Here is a 21678-nt window from a genome sequence, read left to right on the forward strand (position 1 = left end):
TCTTCGAGAACACTGACATGGACGTTCGCCATTACGCCTTCCTCGCTAGCCAGCCCTCGGCTGCGGTCAAAAATCGCGAGCACTTCTGGGGCATGCCCAAGCGCGGGTTGGCGTTCCTGTTGGCCAACGTCATGTTCTGGCAGCCGATGTGGGCCCAGGCCGACGGGATCGTGGTGGCCACGCCCGGCACCAGACTCGGGCAGGCGGGCAATGGCGTGCCGATCGTCCAGATCGCCACGCCCAACGGCACGGGCCTGTCGCATAACCAGTTCCACGATTACAACGTCGGCAGCCAGGGGGTGATCCTCAACAACGTCGCCGCGCAGACCGGCGCCACCCAGTTGGGCGGGATCATTGTCGGCAACCCGAACCTGACCAACGGGATCGCGGCGCAAACCATCCTCAACGAAGTGGTCGGCGGCAGCCCCAGCCAGTTGCGCGGCTACACCGAAGTGGCGGGGCAGTCGGCGCGGGTGATCGTCGCCAACCCCTACGGCATCAGCTGCAACGGCTGCGGCTTCATCAATACCCCGCGCGTGACGTTGACCACCGGCAAGCCGGTGCTCGACGGTAGCGGTCGCCTCGATCGCTTCCAGGTCGATCAGGGCAGCGTCACCATCGACGGCGCCGGGCTGAACGCCAACAACGTCGACCAGTTTGAAATCATCACCCGCAGCGCGAAGATCAACGCCGAGATCCAGGCGAAAAACCTGACCATCGTTGCCGGTCGCAACGACGTCAACGCCGACAGCCTCAACGCCACTGCCCGTGCCGATGACGGCAGTGCCAAGCCGCAACTGGCGATCGACTCCTCTGCGTTGGGCGGCATGTACGCCGGGGCGATCAAACTGGTCGGCACCGAAGCCGGGGTCGGGGTGAAACTCGACGGCAACCTGGCCGCCAGCGGTGGTGATATCCAGCTCGACGCCAACGGTCATCTCAGTCTCGCGCAAACGTCGGCCACGGGCGCCGTGAACGTCAAAGCGGCCAGCCTTGATGCGCGCGGTCCGGTCTATGCCGGTACGGCGCTGAACGTGCAAACCCAAGGCAACCTGACCAACCAGCAAACCCTCGCCGCCCGGGACAGCATCGCGCTGACGGCCGGTGGTGTGCTGACCAACAACGGCATCATCGAAGCCGGGGTCAATGCTGATACCAGCCGCAATGCCAGCGGCGACGTGAGCCTGAATGCGCAGAATTTCACCAACACCGGCAAGAGCGTGGTGGCTAGCCGCAACCTGACGGTCAATACCGCGCAGACGTTGAATAACCAGGGCGGCACTTTAAGCGGGCAGAAAAAAACCAGCATCACTGCTACTACGCTGGATAACCAGAACAAGGGCCGAGTATTGGGCAGCGGCACTCTGGAGCTGAAAGCCACGCAGGTTCTCAACACCCAGGGCGTCATTACCAGCAACGGCAACCTCACGGCCAATCTCGGCCACCTGAACAACCACAATGGTGAAGTTTCCAGCGCCGGCACCACCACCGTCACCGCCACAACACTGGACAACAGTGACGGCCAGGTCACGGGCGACGTAGCCCTGAACATTGGCTTGATCGGCGCCCTGAATAACCAGAACGGTGTGCTGGGCTCCGGCCAAAGCGTGAGCATCAGCGCCGCCAGCCTGGATAACAGTCATGGCGGCAGCCTGGTTAGCGACGGCAGCTTCACCGCACGCATCAATGGCTTGTTCGATAACCAAAATGGCGACCTGAGTGCCAAAGGCGTGGTCGACCTGCAAACCGGCAGCCTCGACAATCGCAATGGCAGCCTGACCGGCAAGGATCGCCTGACCCTGCGCAGCGATTCACTGGATAACCGCACCGGCAAAGTACGCGCTGGCAAAGACCTGCAACTGACCGTCGGACAACTCGATAACCGCCAGCAAGGTCTGCTCAACAGCCAGGCGGCCATCAACTTCAACGGCACTCATCTGGATAACCGCGACGGTTTGCTCAGTGCAGCGGGGCCGGTGCAACTGGAGTCGGCCAGCGTCGACAACAGCGGCGGCCGTATCTCCAGCAAAACCGATCTGACGGCCAAGGTTGCGCAGTTCACCAACCAGGGCGGTGAGCTTGTCGCTCAAGGAATGTTGACCCTCAATGGCAAGGGGCTCGATAACCGCAGTGGCGGGCTGGTAGGCGCGACAAAAGCGCTGAAACTCAATGTCGATGAGGTGGACAACCGCGGCGGCGAAATCTCCAGTGCCGTTGATGTGGCCATCGAAGGCCAAAGCCTGAACAACAGCGACAGCGGCAAGATCCTGGCCGGCACCGAGCTAGGCCTGAAAGTGGCGCAGATCATCAACCAGAACAAGGGGCTGTTGTTCGGCAAGGGCGCCACGACGGTAACGGGGCAGAACCTGGACAACAGCGGTGGCAGCCTGGTCACTCAGCTTGGGCTGGATATCCGCCTCGACAACGCGCTAAGCAACATCGAAGGCCTGATCAGCAGCGAAGGCACCCTGACAGTTAACGCGGTCAGCCTCGACAATACCCGCGGCAGCGTGTCGAGCGCCGGTGCGTTGGCGCTAACGACGACGGGAGTGTTGAACAATCAGGGCGGGTCGATCACCACCGACAGCGGCCTGACCCTCAACAGTCAAAGCCTGAACAACAGCCAGAACGGCCTGCTCAGTGGCAAGAACGCGACCGCTGTCACCACAGGTACGTTCGACAACACTCAGGGCGGTCAATTGATCAGCGGCGATACGCTCGACCTGACCGCGACCCAGGTCAGTAATGGCGTTGCCAGCCGAATCGCCAGCGATAAGGCCCTGACCGCCAGTGTCACCGGTTTCGATCAACAGGGCGGTCAGCTGTTCAGCAAAACCGCCCTGAGCCTGGACTTGAATCACGGCCAACTGAACAACCAGAACGGGTTGATCAATGCACCGTTGCTGATGTTGAAAAACCTCACGGACGTCAACAACCGCAACGGTGAAATCTCCAGCGCCCAGGCCTTCACACTGGCCGCCCGGAACCTGGATAACGGTAACGGCAAGCTGATCAGTAATCAGGGGCTGACGCTGCACATCGATCAACTGCTCGCCAGCATCAAGGGCCTGATTTCCGCACAGACCCTGGAGGTGCACAGCGCGCGCCTGGACAACACCGGCGGCTTGATCAGCAGTCATGGCACCCTCGGGATGACGGTGGACGGTCAGATCGTCAATCAGGACGGCACGTTCATCGCTGACGGTGACGTGAACCTCAGCGCCGATAGCCTGGACAACACCCGTGGCCAGATCGCCGGTAAAACCGATGTCACGGCCAACGTTGCGACCCTGAACAATCAGGGCGGTCAGTTGATCGCAACCGGTGGGCTCACCCTGACGGGCATCAATCTCGATAACCGGTTTGGCGGCCTTATCGGCGCAACCAACGCGCTGCAACTGAACGTCGAATCGGTCGACAACCGCGGTGGCGAGTTGTCGAGCAAGTCAGATGTCACCCTGATCGGCAACAGTCTGGACAACAGCGATGGCGGCCAGGTATTCGCTGAAGGTGCACTGTCCCTGACAGTCGAAAACATCATCAACCGCGCCAAAGGCCTGCTCTCGGGCAAGGCCGACCTGACATTGACCGGACGCGATCTCGACAACAGTGGCGGCTCGCTGTTAAGTCAGAAAAACCTGACGCTCAATCTCACGGGGGACCTGAACAACAGCCAGGGTCTGCTCAGCGCTGAAGGCTCACTCGGGGTCACGGCCGCCAGCCTGACCAACACCCTGGGCAGTGTTTCCGCGGCAGGGCCGCTGACGTTGACCACCACCGGCGCCATTCTCAACCAGGGCGGCGAGATCGTCACGGATGCTGGCATCACACTCAACAGTGCCAGCCTCGACAACCGCAATAACGGCAGCATCAGTGGCAAGGGGGCGGTGATCGTCAACACCGGCGCACTGGATAACAGCCACGCCGGTCGCTTGAACAGCGGCGCCAGTCTGGACCTGACCACCACCCAACTGACCAACCAGGATGGCGGTCGTATCGCCAGCGTTGGTGCCCTGACTGCCAGCGTCACCGGCCTGGATCAGCAAGGCGGGCAACTGTTCAGCAACACGTCTCTGACACTGGATCTGAACCAGGGTCAGCTGAACAACCAGAATGGTCTGATCAGCGCGCCGTTGTTGATGCTCAAAAACCTCACCGACGTTCATAACAACGGCGGCGAAATCTCCAGCGCCGAGGCTTTCACCATCGCTGCTCGCAGCCTGGACAACAGCAACGGCAAACTGCTGAGCAATCAGCCCCTGACCCTGCGCATCGATCAGGCACTGACCAACCTCAAAGGCTTGATCGCCGCTGCAGCACTCGACGTCAAAGCCGCCAGCCTGGACAACAGCGGCGGCACGCTGACCAGCCGCGCCAACCTCGACCTGAGCCTCGACGGGCTGCTGACGAACCAGAACCAGGGGCTGATCAACGCCACCACGGAGCTGACAATCAACAGCAGCGGTCTGAATAACCAGAACGGTTCTTTGCTGGGCAGCGCCATTGCCATCGACTTCGGGGCGGCTACCGGCGACCTGAACAACGGTGCCGGCCTGATCACCACCACGGGTTTGCTGAGTCTCAAGCACCTGCGTGACCTGAACAATCGGAACGGCGAAATCTCCAGCAGCCAGAGCCTCGATCTGACGGCCCGCGCACTGGATAACAACAACGGCAAATTGATCAGCAATAACCTGCTGACGGTCAACGCCGACACGGTACTCAACCAGGGCGGTCTGATCTCCGGCTGGCAAGGCCTGAGCCTCACCAGCAACAGCCTGGACAACCGCAACAAAGGCACGCTGTCGAGTCATGACAGCGACGTGGCCGTCACCGTCAGCGGTGCCATCCTCAACAGCGGTGAAGGTGCACTGGTCAGCCAGAAAACCCTGAACGTCAACGCAGCAAGCCTGGACAACAGCAACGGTGGCATTCTCTCCAGCGGCGGCAATCAGACCCTGACCCTCAGCGGCCTGCTGAACAATGCTCATGGCGGCTTGATCGACAGCGGCGCAACCCTGGCGATGCAGGCGATGACCCTGGGTAATGCCGGCGGTACCGTCAACGCAAAACAGGACCTCAGTTTCACCGGCACCACACTGGATAACACCGGCGGCAATCTGATCGGCAACGGTGCCGTGACCCTCGACCTGCTCGGCGCCCTGACCAACACCAACGGCAAACTGGCCAGCGCCGGCCCACTGCTGGTGCAACGCGCCACGCAAATCAATAACCAGGGCGGTCAAATCGCCAGCCAAGGCTTGATGACGCTGCTCACCGGTGGCCTGGACAACCGCAATCTCGGCACCATCGCGGCCAATGATCTACTGACCATCACCACCGGCGGCACGATACAGAACAGCGCCGACGGCCAGATCTACAGCCAGAATGGCGACCTGCAAATCCAGGCCGCCAGTCTCGTCAACGCCAAGGGCACCCTGCAAAGCCAGGGCGCTTTGAACCTCACCATCGGCGGCGATATTGACAACCAGAGCGGCCGCATTGTCGCCAAGGCCGGTGACCTGTCGATCAAGGCCGGCAACCTGGATAACCGCGGCGGCGTGCTCGCCAGCCTGCAAGCCGCGTTCACGGCCAACCTGACCGGTGTGCTGAAAAACGGCTATGACCTGAACAACAACCGCCGCAGCGGCGTCACCCAGGCCGAGCGCCTGAACCTGACCGCGCTGGCCGGCATCGATAACTACGGCGGGCGTATCGCTGCGCAAGGCGGCGACGCGACTGTCGTCACCGGCAACTTCGACAACCGCAACGGCGGCCTCTACGCCAAAGGCAAGGTCAGCGTCACCGGCAACAACTTTGACAACAGCGGCGACAATGACGGCCAGATTGCCGGTCAACAGATCGACCTCACCCTCAGCGGTGCCCTGAACAACCGACTGGGCATCATCGAGAGCGACAGCACCCTGTCGATCAAGGCTGCCAGCCTCGACAACCAGACCGGCCAACTGCGCGCCCTCGGCGACAAAGGCAAAACCAGCTTCCAGATCGGTGGCCTGTTCGACAACCGCAACGGCACCCTGGAAAGCGCCAACACTGACCTGACAATGGCAGTGGGCGGCTTCCTCAACGGCGGCGGCAGTCTGCTGCACGTGGGCAACGGTACTTTCGACATTTCCACCGCCAACGTCACCGGCGCCGGCGGCACCATCGTCACTCGCGGCGGCCTGACCCTCAACGCCGACAGCTGGACCAACAGCAACGTCATCCAGGCTGGGCGCCTGACCGTTAACGTCAATAGTTTCACCCAGACGGCGAGTGGTCAGTTGCTGGCCTCGGATAGCCTCGTCGGTACCGGTGTCAACTGGTTCAACGAAGGATTGATTGCCAGTGACGGCAGCATGAACGTGGGGCTGAGCGGTGCTTACTGGGGGGCTGGTCGTCTTAGCAGCCAAGGGGCCCTTGGCCTGAATGCCGCGCAAGTGAGCCTCAATAGCGTCACCTCCAGCATCGCTGGCGGTGGCAACACCACGCTCAATGTCAGTGGTCAACTGGATAACGCCGGTCGCCTCACTTCGGGCGCCAACCTGACGGTTAACGCCGGCGGGATCAACAACTTCGGGACGCTGGCCAGCGCTCAACAACTGACCGTCACCACCGGTTCGCTGGTCAACAGTAACGGGCTGATCTTCAGTGGCGGCAACATGGGCCTGCGGGTCAATGCGCTGAACAACAGCTACGCCAACATCTACAGCCTGGGCAACCTGACGATCGACCGTAACGGTCAAGGCGCCCAGGCCGCCAGCATCGTCAACAGTTCGGCGTCGATTCAAAGCGACGGCAGCATGAGCCTGGCGGCGAGCACGATTCAGAACATCCGCGCGGTGCTGACCACCAATAACCAGGGTATCTACACCGCCCGAATCGGCGAAATCACCTGTATCGAAGGGGTGAACGCGGGCGACTGCAGCGGCAAGCAAAACCATGTTTGGGAGATCGTGCAGCGCGACAAATTTGAAGTCACTGATGCCAGTGCCGCGTCCAGCATCACGGCGGGCGGGGACCTTACCCTGACCGGTGGTGACCTGCTGAACCAGAGCAGCACCATAGCCACCGGCGGCAATCTGAGCGCCTCGCTGGTCAACCTGACCAACAGCGGCATCGAGACCGGCGAAACCGAGACCACCCGGGTATTTCGCTCCGAACGAACTCGCAACGCAGGCGGATGGTACAACGCGGCCAGTAATTTCACCGACAAGTACTGGTTCGAAAGCGCGGGCTACACCCCCAACGACCTGGGCGGTCTTGAGGCCGGAATAGCCAACTTTATCGGCATGACCGAAGTGGAGTATCCGAACTTAGGCAGCACCACGAAAATCTCGTCCAGCGACCAAAGTTACGCCGCCGTGATCCAGGCTGCTGGCGCGGTCAACATCAACGCCCAGAACAATATCGATAACAGTGTCGTACGCCCTGGCTACACCTATGTGGGCAGTGGCCCGCGCACGGGCACCGGTGCTGCGGGCAGCCAGTTCTCCACCCGCATCACCCTCAATCAACAATTGCCGCCCAACCTGGCCCAACAGCAAGTCAACCCGCTGGCCTTGCCCGGCTTCGCTCTGCCCACCGGGCAAAACGGCCTGTTCCGCCTGAGCGGCCAAGACAGCAGCACGCCAGTGGCCAGCGGTCCGCAAAGCTGGACCATGGGCGGCGGCAGCGTCAGCACGACCCAGCGTCAGCAACCGCTGCAAAGCGTCCAGCCACGGAACATTCTACCGGTCAGCAACACTCAGGCCTCCGCCAGCAGCGTTGACCTGAAGCCCGTTGATTATGTGGCGTCGAACGTGGGCGCCGGCGCCAGCGCGATCAACGTCAGCGCACCGGCTGCCAATTCAACCGGCTCGGCGCTGCCGGGTCGTTCCACGGCCTTTACCATCAATCGCGTCCAAGGGTTGCCGGCCAGCAGCGGCCAGTCCAAACCCCAGAAATACCTGATCGAAACCAACCCGGTACTCACCGACCTCAAGCAATTCATGAGCTCGGACTACCTGTTGTCGAACCTCGGCTACGACCCCGACCAAAGTGCCAAGCGCCTGGGCGATGGCCTTTATGAACAACGCCTGATCCAACAAGCGGTAGTGGCGCGTACCGGTCAGCGCTTTATCGATGGCCAGACCAGCGACGAAGGCTTGTTCAAATACTTGATGAACAACGCCGTCGCCAGCAAAACAGAACTCAACCTGTCGCTGGGCGTCAGCCTGACCTCCGAACAAGTCGCGGCCCTGACCCACGACATTGTGTGGATGGAAAATGCCGAGGTGAACGGCGAGCAAGTGTTGGTGCCGGTGTTGTACCTGGCCAACGCCAACAATCGCCTGGCCGCCAACGGTGCCCTGATCCAGGGCAGCGACGTGACCCTGATCGCCGGCAAAGACCTGAACAACGCCGGCACCTTGCGCGCCTCCAACAACCTGTCGGCCACCGCCACCAACGATCTGGTCAACAGCGGCCTGGTGGAAGCCGGCAATCGCCTCGACCTGAAAGCCGGCAACAACATAGTAAACAAGGCCGGCGGCATCATCGCCGGCCGTGACGTCACGCTGACCGCCACCCGGGGCGACGTGATCAACGAACGCACCGTCACCACCCACGAAAGCGGCAGCGGATATCGCAACGAGCGCACGGACTTCGTCGACAACGCCGCTCGCATCGAAGCCGGAAACTCGCTCACTCTCAATGCCGGACGCGATATCAACAACGTTGGCGGCGTGCTGAAAAGCGGAGCGGATACCACGATCACTGCCGGTCGTGACGTCAACCTCACATCAGCCGAACAGATCGTCAGTGGCGAGCGGGGGCTGCATAGGGATCAGACCATTACCCAATATGGCTCAGACGTAGATGTGGGGCAGAGCCTGAAGGTCAACGCCGGTCGAGACCTCTCCGTTATTGCCAGTCAGATCGACGCCAAACGCGATGTGAGCATGAGCGCTGTCGGCGACTTGACCCTGGCCTCGGCGGCGGATGAGCAGCACTCGTATGGCAAGAGCAAGAAGGTTACCAGTCAGGAAGATCATGTCAGTCAGGTGTCTACCACTGTTAATGCGGGGGGCAGTGTTGCCCTTAATGCGGGCAAGGATCTGGACCTGATTGCCAGCCGGGTGAGTGCGAAGGATGAAGCTTACCTATACGCCGGCGGTGATGTGAATCTGGAAACAGCGGATAACGTCGACTACTCCTACTACTCGAAAACCAAGAAGGGCTCGTTCGGCAAGAAAAAGTCGACGATGACCGAGAGCGAAGCGGACGTATCCGTCAGCTCGAGTGTTTCGTCCGGGAAAAAACTGGCGATCTCCGCCGGGGAGGATTTCAATGCCACCGGCGCCAAGCTGAACAGCGATGGAACGTTGCTCGTCACAGCGGGTGGTGACATCAATCTCGATGCCGCCGAAGACTACGCAAGCCAGGCTAATGCTTCGTCCAAGAAGGGATGGTCCTCCAGCAAGTCCAGCAGTTCGGAAGTCACGCAGACCCGCTTGAACAGTACTGAGCTGGTCGCAAAAAACATCGAACTGAAAGCCGATAATGACATCTCGCTGACAGCTGCTGCACTGCGTGCTGAAGAAGCGGTGAAACTCACCGCTGGCAACGACGTATTGATTGGTGCCGGCGAGGAAACTCAAACATCCTCTCAGTCGAAAAGCTCCAGCAAGACCAGTGCAACGTTCACGGGCTTGCTGTCTTCCACGCAAAAATCGCAACAAGGGCAAACGACCTCAACCCAAAGCATCGGCAGTGATATCAGTGGCGGCAGCATTCAAATCAAGAGTGGCCGCGACACTGTTGTTGAGGGCAGTACGCTGGTAGCCGACAAGAACATCGGCATCGATGCCGGTCGCAATCTGGAGATCACCAGCGCAGAAAGTACCGAGACGTCGAGCTCCAAATCCGGCAGTAAAAAAGCCGGTGAAATAGGCTCCTGGTGGCAGGGTGCGACAGGGATCGTCAAACAGAAAGAAGCCGATCAATACACCTCTACCCGCCAGTCGGGCAGCCAGATCGCATCGCTGGGCGGCAACATCAGCCTCACAGCCGGTGACCATTACACCCAAACCGCCAGTCAGTTGGTCACGCCTCAGGGTGATATCGGCATTACTGCCAAGCATGTCGATATCGAGGCCGGTTTCGACACCATGGAATCCACCAAAACGGCCAGTACCAGCCGTACGGCCGTCGGTGGGACGGTGAGCATTCCGCTGCTTGATGCTTTGCGAGGCATTCAGCAGATGGGCGAAGCAGCGCAGAAAACCAGTGATGATCGTATGGTCGCGTTGGCTGCCGTGAACGCGGCCATGAGTGCCGATCAGGCCATGGACGCGGGCAAGGCCATAATGCAGGACCCTAAAGCCGGGGTTAAGGTCAGCGTCAATCTGAGCAACAGCCAGAGCAACATGACCAGCACTCAGAGTGGTCGTAACGTCGTGGGCAGCGGCGTGGTAGCTGGCGGCAACATCAACATCGTCTCCACCGGGGCCGGTGCTGACAGCGACATCAATGTGGTTGGAAGCCGGATCGAAGGTGGCGGGGACGTCTCCCTTAAAGCCGACGGCGCGATCAATTTGCTGTCTGCACAAAACACCGCACATCAGGAAAGTAGCAACAGCAACAGTGGCTGGAGCGCCGGAATTGGTTTCGGCTTTGGTGAAAGCAACGGCATCACCTTTGAACTGGCCGCCAACAAGGGACGCGGCAGCGCCGATGGCGATGATGTCACCCAAACCAACACGTCGATCAAGTCCGGCCATACGCTGAATCTGCAAAGCGGTGGCGATACCAACATTAAGGGCGCAGTCGCCAGCGGTGAAACGGTCAAGGTCAAAGTCGGCGGCGACCTCAACATCGAGAGTTTGCAGGACACCAGCACTTACAAATCGCAGCAGTCGAGTGCCAACGTAGGTGTGAGCCTTTGCATTCCTCCATTCTGTTACGGCACCAGCAGCGTCAGCGGCGGCATCGCCCAGCAACACATGCAAAGCGAGTACGCCAGCGTTAGCGAACAATCAGGCATCAAGGCCGGCGATGGCGGCTTCCAGGTTGAAGTCACCGGCAATACCGATCTTGTTGGGGCAGTCATCGCCAGCAGCGACAAAGCGGTCGCCGACGGCAAAAACACCCTGAGTACCGGCACGCTGACCAGCTCTGACATCAAGAACAAGGCTGAGTATGACGCCAGCAGTATCAACCTCAGTGGTGGGTACGGCGGCGATATCGGTCGTGATGCAAACGGCAACGCCAGCGCTACGGCCAATAGGGGCGGGCCTGTCGTTGCCAGCAAGGATGGCGTGAGCGTTACAACACCGATTGCCTTGTTTGCCGGTGACAGTTCCAGCAGCACCACCCACAGCGGGATCAGCGGCGCGGCGGTCACCATCACCAATACCGTCAAGCAACAGGAGTTGACCGGTCAGACGGCAGAGCAGGCAATTGCCGCAATCAATACCGATGTTTCCAGCGATCGTGACGGCAGTAACAAACTCAAGCCGATCTTCGATACGCAAGAAATCGGCGTGGATTTCGAGATCGTCGGCAAGTTTGTGCAGAACGTTTCTCAGTACATTGAGAGTCGTGCGAGGGAAATTGATCAGAAGAAGGGCTTGGCCGAGAAGGAAAAAGCGGCATCGAATGATAAGACCTTGTCTGACGACGATCGGATAAAGCACCACGAGAACTACCTGGTGCTCAATCAGCAGATCAAGGAGATCGGCGATAACTGGGGAGCGGGTGGCACTTACCGGCAAATCGCAACAGCCTTGGTCGCCGGTATCAGCGGAAATGTGGCCGGCAGCGGTGCCCAGTTTGCACAAAACATGGTGGTCAACTACGTCCAGCAGCAAGGCTCGGCGTATATCGGCGAACTGGTGAAAAAGGGGTTGAAGGAAGGCAGCCCTGAGCACGCAGCCTTGCATGCCATTCTCGGTTGTGCCGGCGCGGCCGCCAGCAATCAGAGCTGCTCGGCTGGTGCCTTGGGTGGTTCTGCTGCCAGCGTACTGGCGGGACTGTTCGCGGATTCCGATCCGAACGAAACCGCAGTAGAGCGAGAAGCCAAACGCAACATCATCACCAGCCTGGTGACCGGTATTGCGGCCATGAGCAATCCGAATGGTGCGGCGACCGCGAATAACGCGGCTACGGCGAACGTCGATAACAACTGGTTGGCGACACAGCAGTACGTGCAGGCAAAGAAAGAGATCGATGCCGAACCTAATCCGCTCAAGAAACTGGCGATCGCCATGAAGTGGCAGATCACTTCTCTACGGCAGGATGTATTGACCGGTTCGGGTGTCCTCAAAGGCTTCACGGACGGGATGGCCGGCGCAGGTTTAGGAACCTTGGATAGCGCCGTTATGTTCATGACGGACCCAGTTGAGAGTTGGGAGGCCGTTAAGGAATTTGCATCCTCCGATGAGGCCAAGGCGATCTTGGGTAAGGCAATCGCTGCTGCGTTCAAGTCCCAAATTGATCAGATTGGAAAGGCGGTCGTCGAAGGCGGCGATGCCAACGCAGAAAATCTCGGCAACCAAATGGGGCAGGCATTAGCGCTTGTTGTACAGCTTCTGGCTGGAGGCGGGAGCAGTTCTGCCAACAGTGCGCTGACCCTTTCGAGAATGGGGATCGACGTATCGGTCAACACTGTCAAAAAAATCGGGGCGTCGGTTGATATAAACGTCGTCAAAACTCAGATCAACAGAATGCAAGATCTGATGCCGGATACGGATGTGCCGGTGCTTGATTCGACGAAGCCGGTTACGCCGCCTAAAACTGATGTAACGCCTCCTAAGATCGATGACACGCCTCCGAAAGCACCCGACACCCCCTTGGGCGTCGGCCAAACTGGTACAGTTTGGGACTCGATCAAGCCTGTGGGGCCGGTGCATCCTGGTTCGGTTATTCCTCAATCCTTTGAGTTGAGTCTCGGGAGTGGTGAAAAAATATGGGTTGATGGGAACGCTACAAAACACATTGCTGAATACGCGGCCTACAAAGCGGAGAATTACACCCCTGAGGCTGTACGATTAGCGAGTCAGGTGCAGCTTAGTAGTCTTAAAGCTGCTGTAGAAACGGCGGCCAATGCAGGGTTGAAGTACCGTGAGGTGATTAATGTTGATGGGTGGGAGTTAATGTTTGCTCCCGCCAAAACTGCCGACCAGTTTCCCGCTCTGTATCATGCTGTTTTTAAGTCGAGGTAAAAATGTTAAGAGTTGTTGGTGTTAAAGAGCCTTCTTCAGTGATAGTTGAGTTTGGTCAGTATGTGTTGTTGAATGTGGAGTTTTGTAAGGAGCAAGTGCCTGCGGCTCCGTTTTATTGGCGGGTAGGTAACTTTGTGGATTCGCTAGTTGAAATAGGACTTAATCGGAGTAGTGGTGCTATAGCTAAGGTTGGACTTATTGCTTATGGTGAGTCGGACTTTCTGGTCAGTGATGAAGACTATCTAAAATGTGTGTCCGTAGCGGGTTTGCCCATGTTTAATATTGACGGTTGGCCAAGTGATAGATACAGGGATGAGGTAGGCTTTTTAAGTGTGGCAGAAAATGAGGTATGCCTTGTACTTCAGTTTTCGCTCGATAGGGTCGTTAGTCGTGTATACGACTCTTGTGGGGTAAGGTTTGGCGTGAATTTAAATGATGACCTTGCTTGGATCGCTGTATCAAAGGGTAAAAGATAAGTGGAATCAAGGTAAACGAGGGGGGACGGGGATAGATCCTGAGGAATTCCCGGTTTTTCTTGCTAGAAATCAATAGGTTAGGGGTTGAAGATGCATGCGCGGGGCGGCAGCTTGTAAGAAAAGGTGTAAGAAAAGGGGACGGATTTATTTGTTTGGCTTGTGCGGTGGCTAGAAAGTAAACCCGTCCCCTTTTTTTGCTCCGGTTCGGCACAGGGGTATTGGGACGCGACTACTGGAAAAACGGGGACAGACCACGTTTATCCTGCAAGAGATCCTGACGCACCCAAAAGAGTAGATCCGGGTCAGCCAGGTTACTCGTTGGAGTTACCTAAGGTTTGGGAATCGCTGCTCGAAAAAACTCGAGTAACGCGCGCGTTTATACCCAAGATGAATTTCTCAAGGAGTTCGGGAAATGAAATTGAATCAATCGGTTTTTGATGATCTCTGGAATGGCGAAAAAAGTGTCTGCTTTTTTGTTCATTTGGGGAGATGCTTTTGGGTTGTTGATGAAAAATACAATTTTTGTCTTGATGCGGAGAAAGATTATCGTGCCTACCTCGAGGGTGGAGATATTACCCAAGAGCAGTATGATCTTGCTTGTAAAGAATTTAGAGGGGGTATTCTGAGAATGACTGCGGATAATTTTCCGCAGTATTTACAGAGTTCAAATGAAAAAATCCTGTCTTCGTTTGAGCTTGAGAACTTTATTGGGGTTGATGGCGATATATTTAAGAAGGTTGAGGCGTACTATTTAACGGGTGAGGTGTTAAGTATGGCTGACTTTAAGCATGCAAATGTCATTTCTTCACGTTTTCCGAAGTTTTATATAAATTTTGATAGAAAAATATATATGCATCTGGATTATGGGCGCGCTCATGAAGACCTTGCCTATTCAGATTGGATCTCAGAGTGTGCGGATTTTAGCTTTCTGATTCCTGATAACGAACGATACTGGGTAAAGGCAGGTAATGACTATTGGAAACTTCGGTTTTTGTAACGAAGGAAAGAAGAAGCGTAAAGGAGGAACCCATTAATAACCTAAAGGGGACGGATTCTGAGGAATCCCAGATTTTTCAGAAAGGGGGCCGGATTTATTTGTTTGACTCGTGCGGTGGCTAGAAAATAAATCCGTCCCCTTTTCCGGTCCCCTTTTCCTGTTGATACGTCGCATGGGAACTTTATTCTTAGAAATTTTTCGTCCTCCTCGGGACAGACTGGTCCAGCCTGGACTATAGATGTTCCTAAAGGCGCAACAGGTACGACATATAATCCAGAAATAGAATTTCTAATAGGAAGGTAATAATGGCTATTAAATTTCTTGAAGAGATAGTGAGGGATTCATTTGGTTTGTGGATTTCTGCTCTATTTAGTTCTATTGGAGCGCGGAATCCCGATTTAACATTTTCTCAGCAGAAAGATGCTTTTTTTACTGTGGTTGAGCATCTACTAACGACGGGGAAAATAAAGTTCATCGCGCCAGATGCGGATTGCTATATATCTCCAGATAACCTGCATCCTAAATTCTCCATTAATGATAGTGAATCTCATTGGAAGTTAAGTCCGAGGCAGATCGTTTCATATTTGGAAAGCAAATGGCCTGAAGGTGTAGTGAGTGAGGATGATGAGGCTCTCACAATTTATTTTTATGAAATTCCAGCTGTGATTTGGGTCGATGAGAATGGCTGTTTTTTTTCATCATGATAGGGGGCAGAAAACGGGGGCAGCCCCTTTTCCTTCTTTTCCTGTTGGTCAATTAATAATGGCGAAGTTGAAGTGAGGTTGTTGGGGTGAATTCATTTGAGAGTTATGGTCCGGGGAAGGCGAGGGCTAAAGACAGGCTGGAGCACACCAAATCCCATCTAGATGGTGGGTTTGATGTGGATGGCTATATAGTCAATATTGAAAGCAATCAAGGTAATCCTGTTGCATGTGCAGGAAGGCTTTCGTCGTATGCTTTCGCGAAAGGCATATATGCGTGGTTTGAAGGCGCCGATCTTGAGGTTATGAAAAACTGGTTTTACGTCTCTGGATGTCTGCATAAATACCAGTTTATGCTTCAAAGCGATAAAATGAATTTGCTTCCAAAAGCAATGGACTTTATGAGGGCGCTTGTCTCGGATAATGCTTCACTTATTGACTGGTTTTGTCACTGTAGTGAAATTATTGACGAAAAAAGAGTTCAGTCGACGACAACCGCAGATTTTTTAGCCTACCAGATAATCTTGGCAGTTAAAGGGGACTTTTCTCAATTAGTCGAGCGTTGCTTGCGGATGAGTGCCAATCCACCAAAAGGGCCGAAAAAAATGTTTTTGCTGGATAATGATTTCTTTATGGCGCTTGCGAACGGTGATGTAGCAGGAATGGAGGCTGCTTTGATAGAGTTAACCTCGCCGGCTTCAATAAAGAAAAGACTCAGTATTGAAAGTGGCTTTTCCGAAGGTCTGATTTCTACTTTTGGCGTGATTTATGCCAAAATTGCCTGGCGTCATGGTTATGAAGTCCGGGTTGACACACCTTACATACCTGTTGAGTGGCTTCCGGTTAAACCCCTGGCTAATTACAATCCCATTTACAGTTTTCTGAAGTGAGCTTCTAATTGGCTCGGGAGCGTTATTATGAATAATTAGTCGGAGCAAGCGATACTTTGAAGTCGGCTATTTGAGTCCTTAGTGTAAAGATATGGCGCTGTATTGATTCCAGGTCGATATGGTGGAGACTTCAATAACGATCAGTTGGGATTCTCTGAGGTCGATGGGGAAGTGACTTTGCTTCTTGGATTGAAGATTCTTGATGATGACGGTGGGTTGCAGTTAGATAATTCATCTTTAGGCCCATATGTGCAATATTCGACATCCTGGTTAAAAGCCCTGGTTCAATGTCTGAAACTTGACTCTGAGACTATTGGATATTCTATGAAGATATAGGCTGCAATGAGTAGGGGGCTTTGGTGGCAGGTGTAATCTGTATGAGTGGTAAGTCTCAAGAAATAAAAATGTTGCGCGTTGCAGTGTGATCACCAGTGCCGCCACTACGGGTAAAGATACGCAGAGCAATGGAGCTTTGAGCGGAAAAGCAGAAGAAGGTACGGATATATTTGTTTAGTTTTATGAAATACGGGGACGGACCACGTTTATCCTGAGAATGGCAAAAAATGGGGGTAGACTACATTTTTCTGTGTCGCACTTTAGCGATCTGAAAAAGTGTGAAATAGATAGGGAGATTGTTTTTCGTAGGATTGACTAAGTTATTGGCATCATTAATTGTGAACGGATTCACCATATGCCACGCAGAGCACGTCTCTTGATGCCAGGTGTCCCCTTGCATCTGATTCAACGAGGAAATAATAGATCAGTTTGCTTTTTTTTCAGAGGATGATTACCTTTTTTATTTAGAGCTGCTTGCTGAGCAGGCCAACAAAGATTCGTGTGAAATTCACGCGTGGTGTCTTATGACTAATCATGTCCATTTGTTGATTAGCTCTCATGGGCACAGCAGCACCAGTTCGCTTATGAAAGGAATAGGGCAACGATATGTGCAATACATAAATCGTACATATGGGCGTAGTGGGACTTTATGGGAAGGACGCTTCCGTTCGTGCCTTGTTCAAAGTGATAGTTATGTATTGGCCTGTTATCGCTACATTGAGATGAATCCTGTCAGAGCCAAAATGGTGACGCATCCTGCGGAATATCGTTGGTCGAGTTATCGTGCTAACGCACAATCAGAGTTTTCGGATCTCATTACCCCGCATGCTCAGTACCTATCGCTTGGGGGACACAGATGTATCGACTGCTGAAGTCTATCAAGCGAGTTGGAGATAGGATTGGTTGACCAGATTCGGGCTGCCACCAATGGCAACTATGTACTTGGTGATTCGCGATTTGCAGCCGAAATTGAAGCTATGATTGGGCGACGAGCTCGGCGGGGATGCCCGGGCAGACCGAAAAAGCATTCGATTTTTTAGATGGAAAACGTGGTCTGTCCCCGTTTTCTCTCGGGGCAACCCGGGAAAACAGTTTTTCCGGAAAGCTGGTCCGCAGATAAGGTAATTCATGAAGTGGGTGATATTGTGACTTCGCCAGATACGAAGTGGTATGCCCAGACGGGAACGGGCGGTTTGTACACAAAAAATGGCGATCCAGCGAAGTGGGTTGCTTACGAGGTGCGCGATGGGGTTCGTATGCGTGTTGTCTATCAACCCGCGATAAGCAATGTCGTAACTGCATTTCCTGACGACGCACCTATACCACCCTATAAATCGATTAAGTAGGCTGCTATGTACTCGCAACGAATATTAAAGTTAGGTGCTAAGTTTGAAGGGCGTTTGGGGGCGGTGTTTCTTGAGGGTGCATTGGACTATGTTAAATATAATGAAGAGAGCTTGGCCTTAGAGATTCTTTGTGAACATATTTGTGAATATGATGTGGCTTTGACTATTGATGAGTTTAAAGAAATTCAGCAGTTAGCATTAGATATGGGGTTTGATGTCGGAAATTCTCCTTTTAAATATTTACAGGCACTGACGAGGACGGAAGATTAAGGTTTTAATGCCTAAAATGCCTAAGGGGACGGATTTATGTGAGAAAAGGGGACGGACTTATTTGTCTGGCCCCGCAAGCGCATTAGAAGGGATTCTTAACGGTGGCGTAATTGTCCATCCATAGGTGAATAAATATTATGCAGAAGAAATGTGATTTATATTTATGTGGTCCGGTGGATGCGTCGCGACTTAAAATGCTACGTTTGTTTGATAATGATTTTGCTTGCGAAGATGGCAAGGTATTTAGTGGTTATTTATTTGTAAGTGTTAATAGGGTAAAGCTTGTGGCGGTAGTGTCTGCTCTGCGGCAAAAGCAGATATTATGTTTCAGTGTTCCCGTCGAATATCGAGAAGGTGAGATTTCATTTGAGATAGCATTTGAAATAGCAAAAAAATATTCTGCAGAGCAAGGTGTAGTAGTAGGAGTGAGAGATCAATCGCAATGTCCACCTCTTTTTTGGTCTTTTAGTTTGAGCTCTGTCGGTCATGGGGAGAAAAAAGCAGGTGGGATGCTTATGGTTGATCGCTTGGATGGTCATATTTGGGGGCTTGATGAATATGAGGAATATATGTATGACTACAATAATATTTTCTAAGTGGTAATGTGTGCAAGTACCTAAAGGGATACCTAAAGGGATACCTAAAGGGATACCTAAAGGGATACCTAATGGGCGTCCCCTTTTTCTCAAGCAAGTGGCTGGCTTGGAGAGGAGACGTTAAATGAGCGCGATTTTTGTTCCGAATATAGAAGCTGAATTGGTTTCAGAGATAAGCGCCGCAGGCTTTCAGTTGGGTGATTCTCTTCTATCTGTGATGAAGTTAATTGGTCCGGTTATTTGGTATGAGGCGGATGCTGGTATACACGATGTGCTTCTGAAAAACAAAGGCTGGATTGGTGTAAGAGAAAAATTAGGTTTTGATAGTGGTGATGTTGTTACTTTTACATATATGAATGGTTTGGTTATTCTTGCATTTGAACGTAGTGAGACCTTGTGTCGGGTAGTCGTGGGTAGGGGGTACTTAGGAGCATTTCAGGATGTCAGAGTGGGCGACAGTTTGTTGTTGCTAGAAAAAAGCTTCAAGCTTGATTTTAATGATGTTGATGATGAGTTTTTGATTGTGAAGGATGGTGGGCATATTAGTGGTATTAGTTTTATTACAGATTATCGAGCCTCTTTGGCACATGCTCCAGATCAAACTATTGAGCGTATTTCAGTGCATAACTGGGCGCTTAGATAGACGCGGGAAACGGGGGCAGGCTCTGAGGGCTCCCCACAAATCTACTCCAATGCCTATGGATAATGGGAGTATGGATAATGGGACGGATTTTTTATTTGGCTCGTGTGGTGGCTAGAAAATAAATCCGTCCCTTTTTTTCGGCGCTGGGACCATTGGTAGGACTGAGACTTGGGTGTTGCCTAAGAGTGTTGCGCAAGATGCGATATCGCGCGCAAACGGGGATGTCTCGAAGTTAGAGCAATATCTGGGACTTGATAAAGGGTATCTTGGTAACAATCCAGCCCTAGTGAATATTACAAAAGTCGATGGATATCGCATTCCGTCAGTTAATGAGTTCGGCGCAAATGTAGTGGTCTAATGAAACCGGACACCCATTTAGGCGAGAATACTCGCCAGATCGAGGTGTCAAATGACCAAACAACGCCGTTCCTTTTCTGCTGAATTCAAACGCGAGGCTGCCGACCTCGTGCTCAAGCAAAACTACAGCTACATCGAAGCCAGCCGTTCACTCGGCGTCGGCGAGTCTGCGCTACGCCGCTGGGTCGAGCAGGTTCAGCAAGAGCGTCAAGGTGTCACCCCGCAAAGCAAAGCACTGACCCCGGAACAGCAAAAAATTCAGGAACTGGAAGCTCGTATCGCCCGACTTGAGCGAGAGAAATCCATCTTAAAAAAGGCTACCGCGCTCTTGATGTCGGAAGATCACGGGCGTACACGCTGATCAATCAGCTGAGCGTCCATGAACCGATTGATTGGCTGTGCAAAGTGTTTGCAGTGACTCGTTCGTGCTACTACGCCCAGCGTCTTAGGCGCCGCACGCCCGATGTTGAACGGCTTAGGTTGCGCAGCCGGGTGAGCGAGTTGTTCACGCAAAGTCGCAGTGCGGCGGGCAGCCGCAGCATCCTGTCGCTGATGCGTGAAGACGGTGAGCAGCTCGGTCGATTCAAAGTACGCAGCTTGATGCGCGAGCTTGATTTAGTCAGTAAACAACCCGGCTCACATGCCTACAAACGAGCGACAGTAGAAAGACTCGATATCCCGAATACCTTGAACCGTGAGTTTGATGTGCCAGCCCCGAATCAAGTCTGGTGCGGCGACATCACCTACATTTGGGCCCAGGGGAAATGGCATTACTTGGCGGTCGTGCTGGATCTTTGCACGCGCCGGGTGGTGGGCTGGGCGTTGTCGGAAAAGCCGGACGCTGAACTGGTGATCAAGGCCCTGGATATGGCCTACGAGCAGCGTGGCAGGCCTTCGGGTCTGCTGTTTCACTCAGATCAGGGGTCGCAATACGCAAGCCGGCTATTTCGTCAGCGATTGTGGCGTTATCGCATGCGCCAGAGCATGAGTCGCCGAGGAAATTGCTGGGACAACGCGCCAATGGAGCGCGTGTTCCGCAGCTTGAAAACGGAATGGATACCGACCACGGGCTACAGAACGGCTCAAGAAGCCCAGCGCGATATCAGCCACTTCTTGATGCATCGGTACAACTGGGTTCGACCCCATCAATTCAACGGTGGGCTGGCGCCAGCTCGGGCCGAAGAAAAACTTAACGTCGTGTCCGGGATTAGTTGACCACTACACAAATGACTTTTGGAGACCCGGTGGATTTACTAGTCCTGGAGGTTTTCCAGAAGCTGTGATAAATCCTGTGCAGCCAGGAGGCTACACTGTTTCTAATGTTTTTCGGTAAGGGTGGGGTATGGACAAGAAGCTATTTCAGTTCAGCGACATGGAGATATGGGCTCGCGGGGATCGGTTTTTTGTACGATACGATGCTGGATCACATCAGATTGCTATGCGCGAGGATGAGATATCAGAGCTGGAAGCCCTAGAGGCTTCGCAGAGTACCGAAGCAGCAATGAAAATGCTGTTCGCATTACAAAAGCGGTTGATAAAGGCTGGTATTAATCCTTATGTGTCGAATACGAAGTAGGTTTGATTGTCTAGCCCTGAACAGGGTAACCGGGGACAGACTAGGTTTTTTGAGTAAGTGTGCGCAGAAAAGTGGGACGGATTAGGGGTACGGGGACAGACCAGAATGGCACTTACTTAACATGTTTAGCGTGCCCATTTTTCCTGACATCCACCCTTGCTAATCGACGGAAAGAAAAGGGGACGGATTTATTTGTTTGGTTTTATGCGACGGCCAGAAAATAAATCTGTCTGATTTTGGGATGTGGCAGTCCCCCTATAGCGAACTCAGCGTTTATGACGCGCC

The 21678-nt window shown here is 54.0% G+C and carries 11 protein-coding genes and 1 pseudogene; all 12 read left to right on the forward strand.

What is annotated here, in order from left to right:
• The first annotated feature begins 17 nt into the window (after positions 1-17).
• Positions 18-13205, forward strand: a complete 13188-nt coding sequence (locus PSH69_RS07400) for a hemagglutinin repeat-containing protein (RefSeq protein WP_305411549.1) — start codon at positions 18-20, stop codon at positions 13203-13205.
• A gap of 2 nt (positions 13206-13207) precedes the next feature.
• The gene (locus tag PSH69_RS07405; RefSeq protein ID WP_305411550.1) at positions 13208-13681 is read left to right on the forward strand and encodes a hypothetical protein; all 474 of its coding nucleotides are present in this window, start codon (positions 13208-13210) and stop codon (positions 13679-13681) included.
• A 412-nt stretch (positions 13682-14093) separates the two neighbouring features.
• The gene (locus PSH69_RS07410) at positions 14094-14678 is read left to right on the forward strand and encodes a hypothetical protein (RefSeq protein ID WP_305411551.1); all 585 of its coding nucleotides are present in this window, start codon (positions 14094-14096) and stop codon (positions 14676-14678) included.
• Positions 14679-14983: 305 nt separating this feature from the next.
• Entirely contained in the window at positions 14984-15382 is a 399-nt protein-coding gene (locus tag PSH69_RS07415; protein WP_305411552.1) for a hypothetical protein, read from the forward strand.
• Positions 15383-15468: 86 nt separating this feature from the next.
• Positions 15469-16269, forward strand: coding sequence for an Imm49 family immunity protein (locus PSH69_RS07420; protein WP_305411553.1), 801 nt, complete (start codon positions 15469-15471; stop codon positions 16267-16269).
• 806 nt (positions 16270-17075) lie between these two features.
• Complete coding sequence (locus tag PSH69_RS07425) at positions 17076-17477, forward strand: transposase (RefSeq protein ID WP_305412800.1); 402 nt, start codon at positions 17076-17078, stop codon at positions 17475-17477.
• A 201-nt stretch (positions 17478-17678) separates the two neighbouring features.
• Positions 17679-17951 (forward strand): annotated as a pseudogene (locus PSH69_RS30230) (EndoU domain-containing protein); the annotation flags it as partial.
• Between the two features lie 6 nt (positions 17952-17957).
• Positions 17958-18221, forward strand: a complete 264-nt coding sequence (locus PSH69_RS07430; RefSeq protein ID WP_305411554.1) for a MafI family immunity protein — start codon at positions 17958-17960, stop codon at positions 18219-18221.
• A gap of 137 nt (positions 18222-18358) precedes the next feature.
• A complete protein-coding gene (locus PSH69_RS07435; protein WP_138866150.1) occupies positions 18359-18817 on the forward strand; it encodes a hypothetical protein in 459 nt (152 codons plus the stop codon).
• A 124-nt stretch (positions 18818-18941) separates the two neighbouring features.
• Positions 18942-19460 carry a hypothetical protein gene (locus tag PSH69_RS07440; RefSeq protein WP_305411555.1) on the forward strand — a complete coding sequence of 173 codons (519 nt, stop codon included), beginning with the start codon at positions 18942-18944 and terminating at the stop codon, positions 19458-19460.
• 409 nt (positions 19461-19869) lie between these two features.
• Positions 19870-21032, forward strand: a protein-coding gene (locus PSH69_RS07445; protein ID WP_305411556.1) for an IS3 family transposase whose coding sequence is annotated in 2 segments (ribosomal slippage) — positions 19870-20122 and positions 20122-21032 — 1164 coding nt in all. Because the reading frame shifts where the segments join, the coding sequence is not laid out codon by codon here.
• A 127-nt stretch (positions 21033-21159) separates the two neighbouring features.
• On the forward strand, positions 21160-21393 hold the full coding sequence (locus tag PSH69_RS07450) for a hypothetical protein (RefSeq protein WP_305411557.1): 234 nt from the start codon (positions 21160-21162) through the stop codon (positions 21391-21393).
• Positions 21394-21678 lie beyond the last annotated feature (285 nt).

This window comes from Pseudomonas sp. FP1740, assembly GCF_030687165.1.
GTDB lineage: Bacteria > Pseudomonadota > Gammaproteobacteria > Pseudomonadales > Pseudomonadaceae > Aquipseudomonas.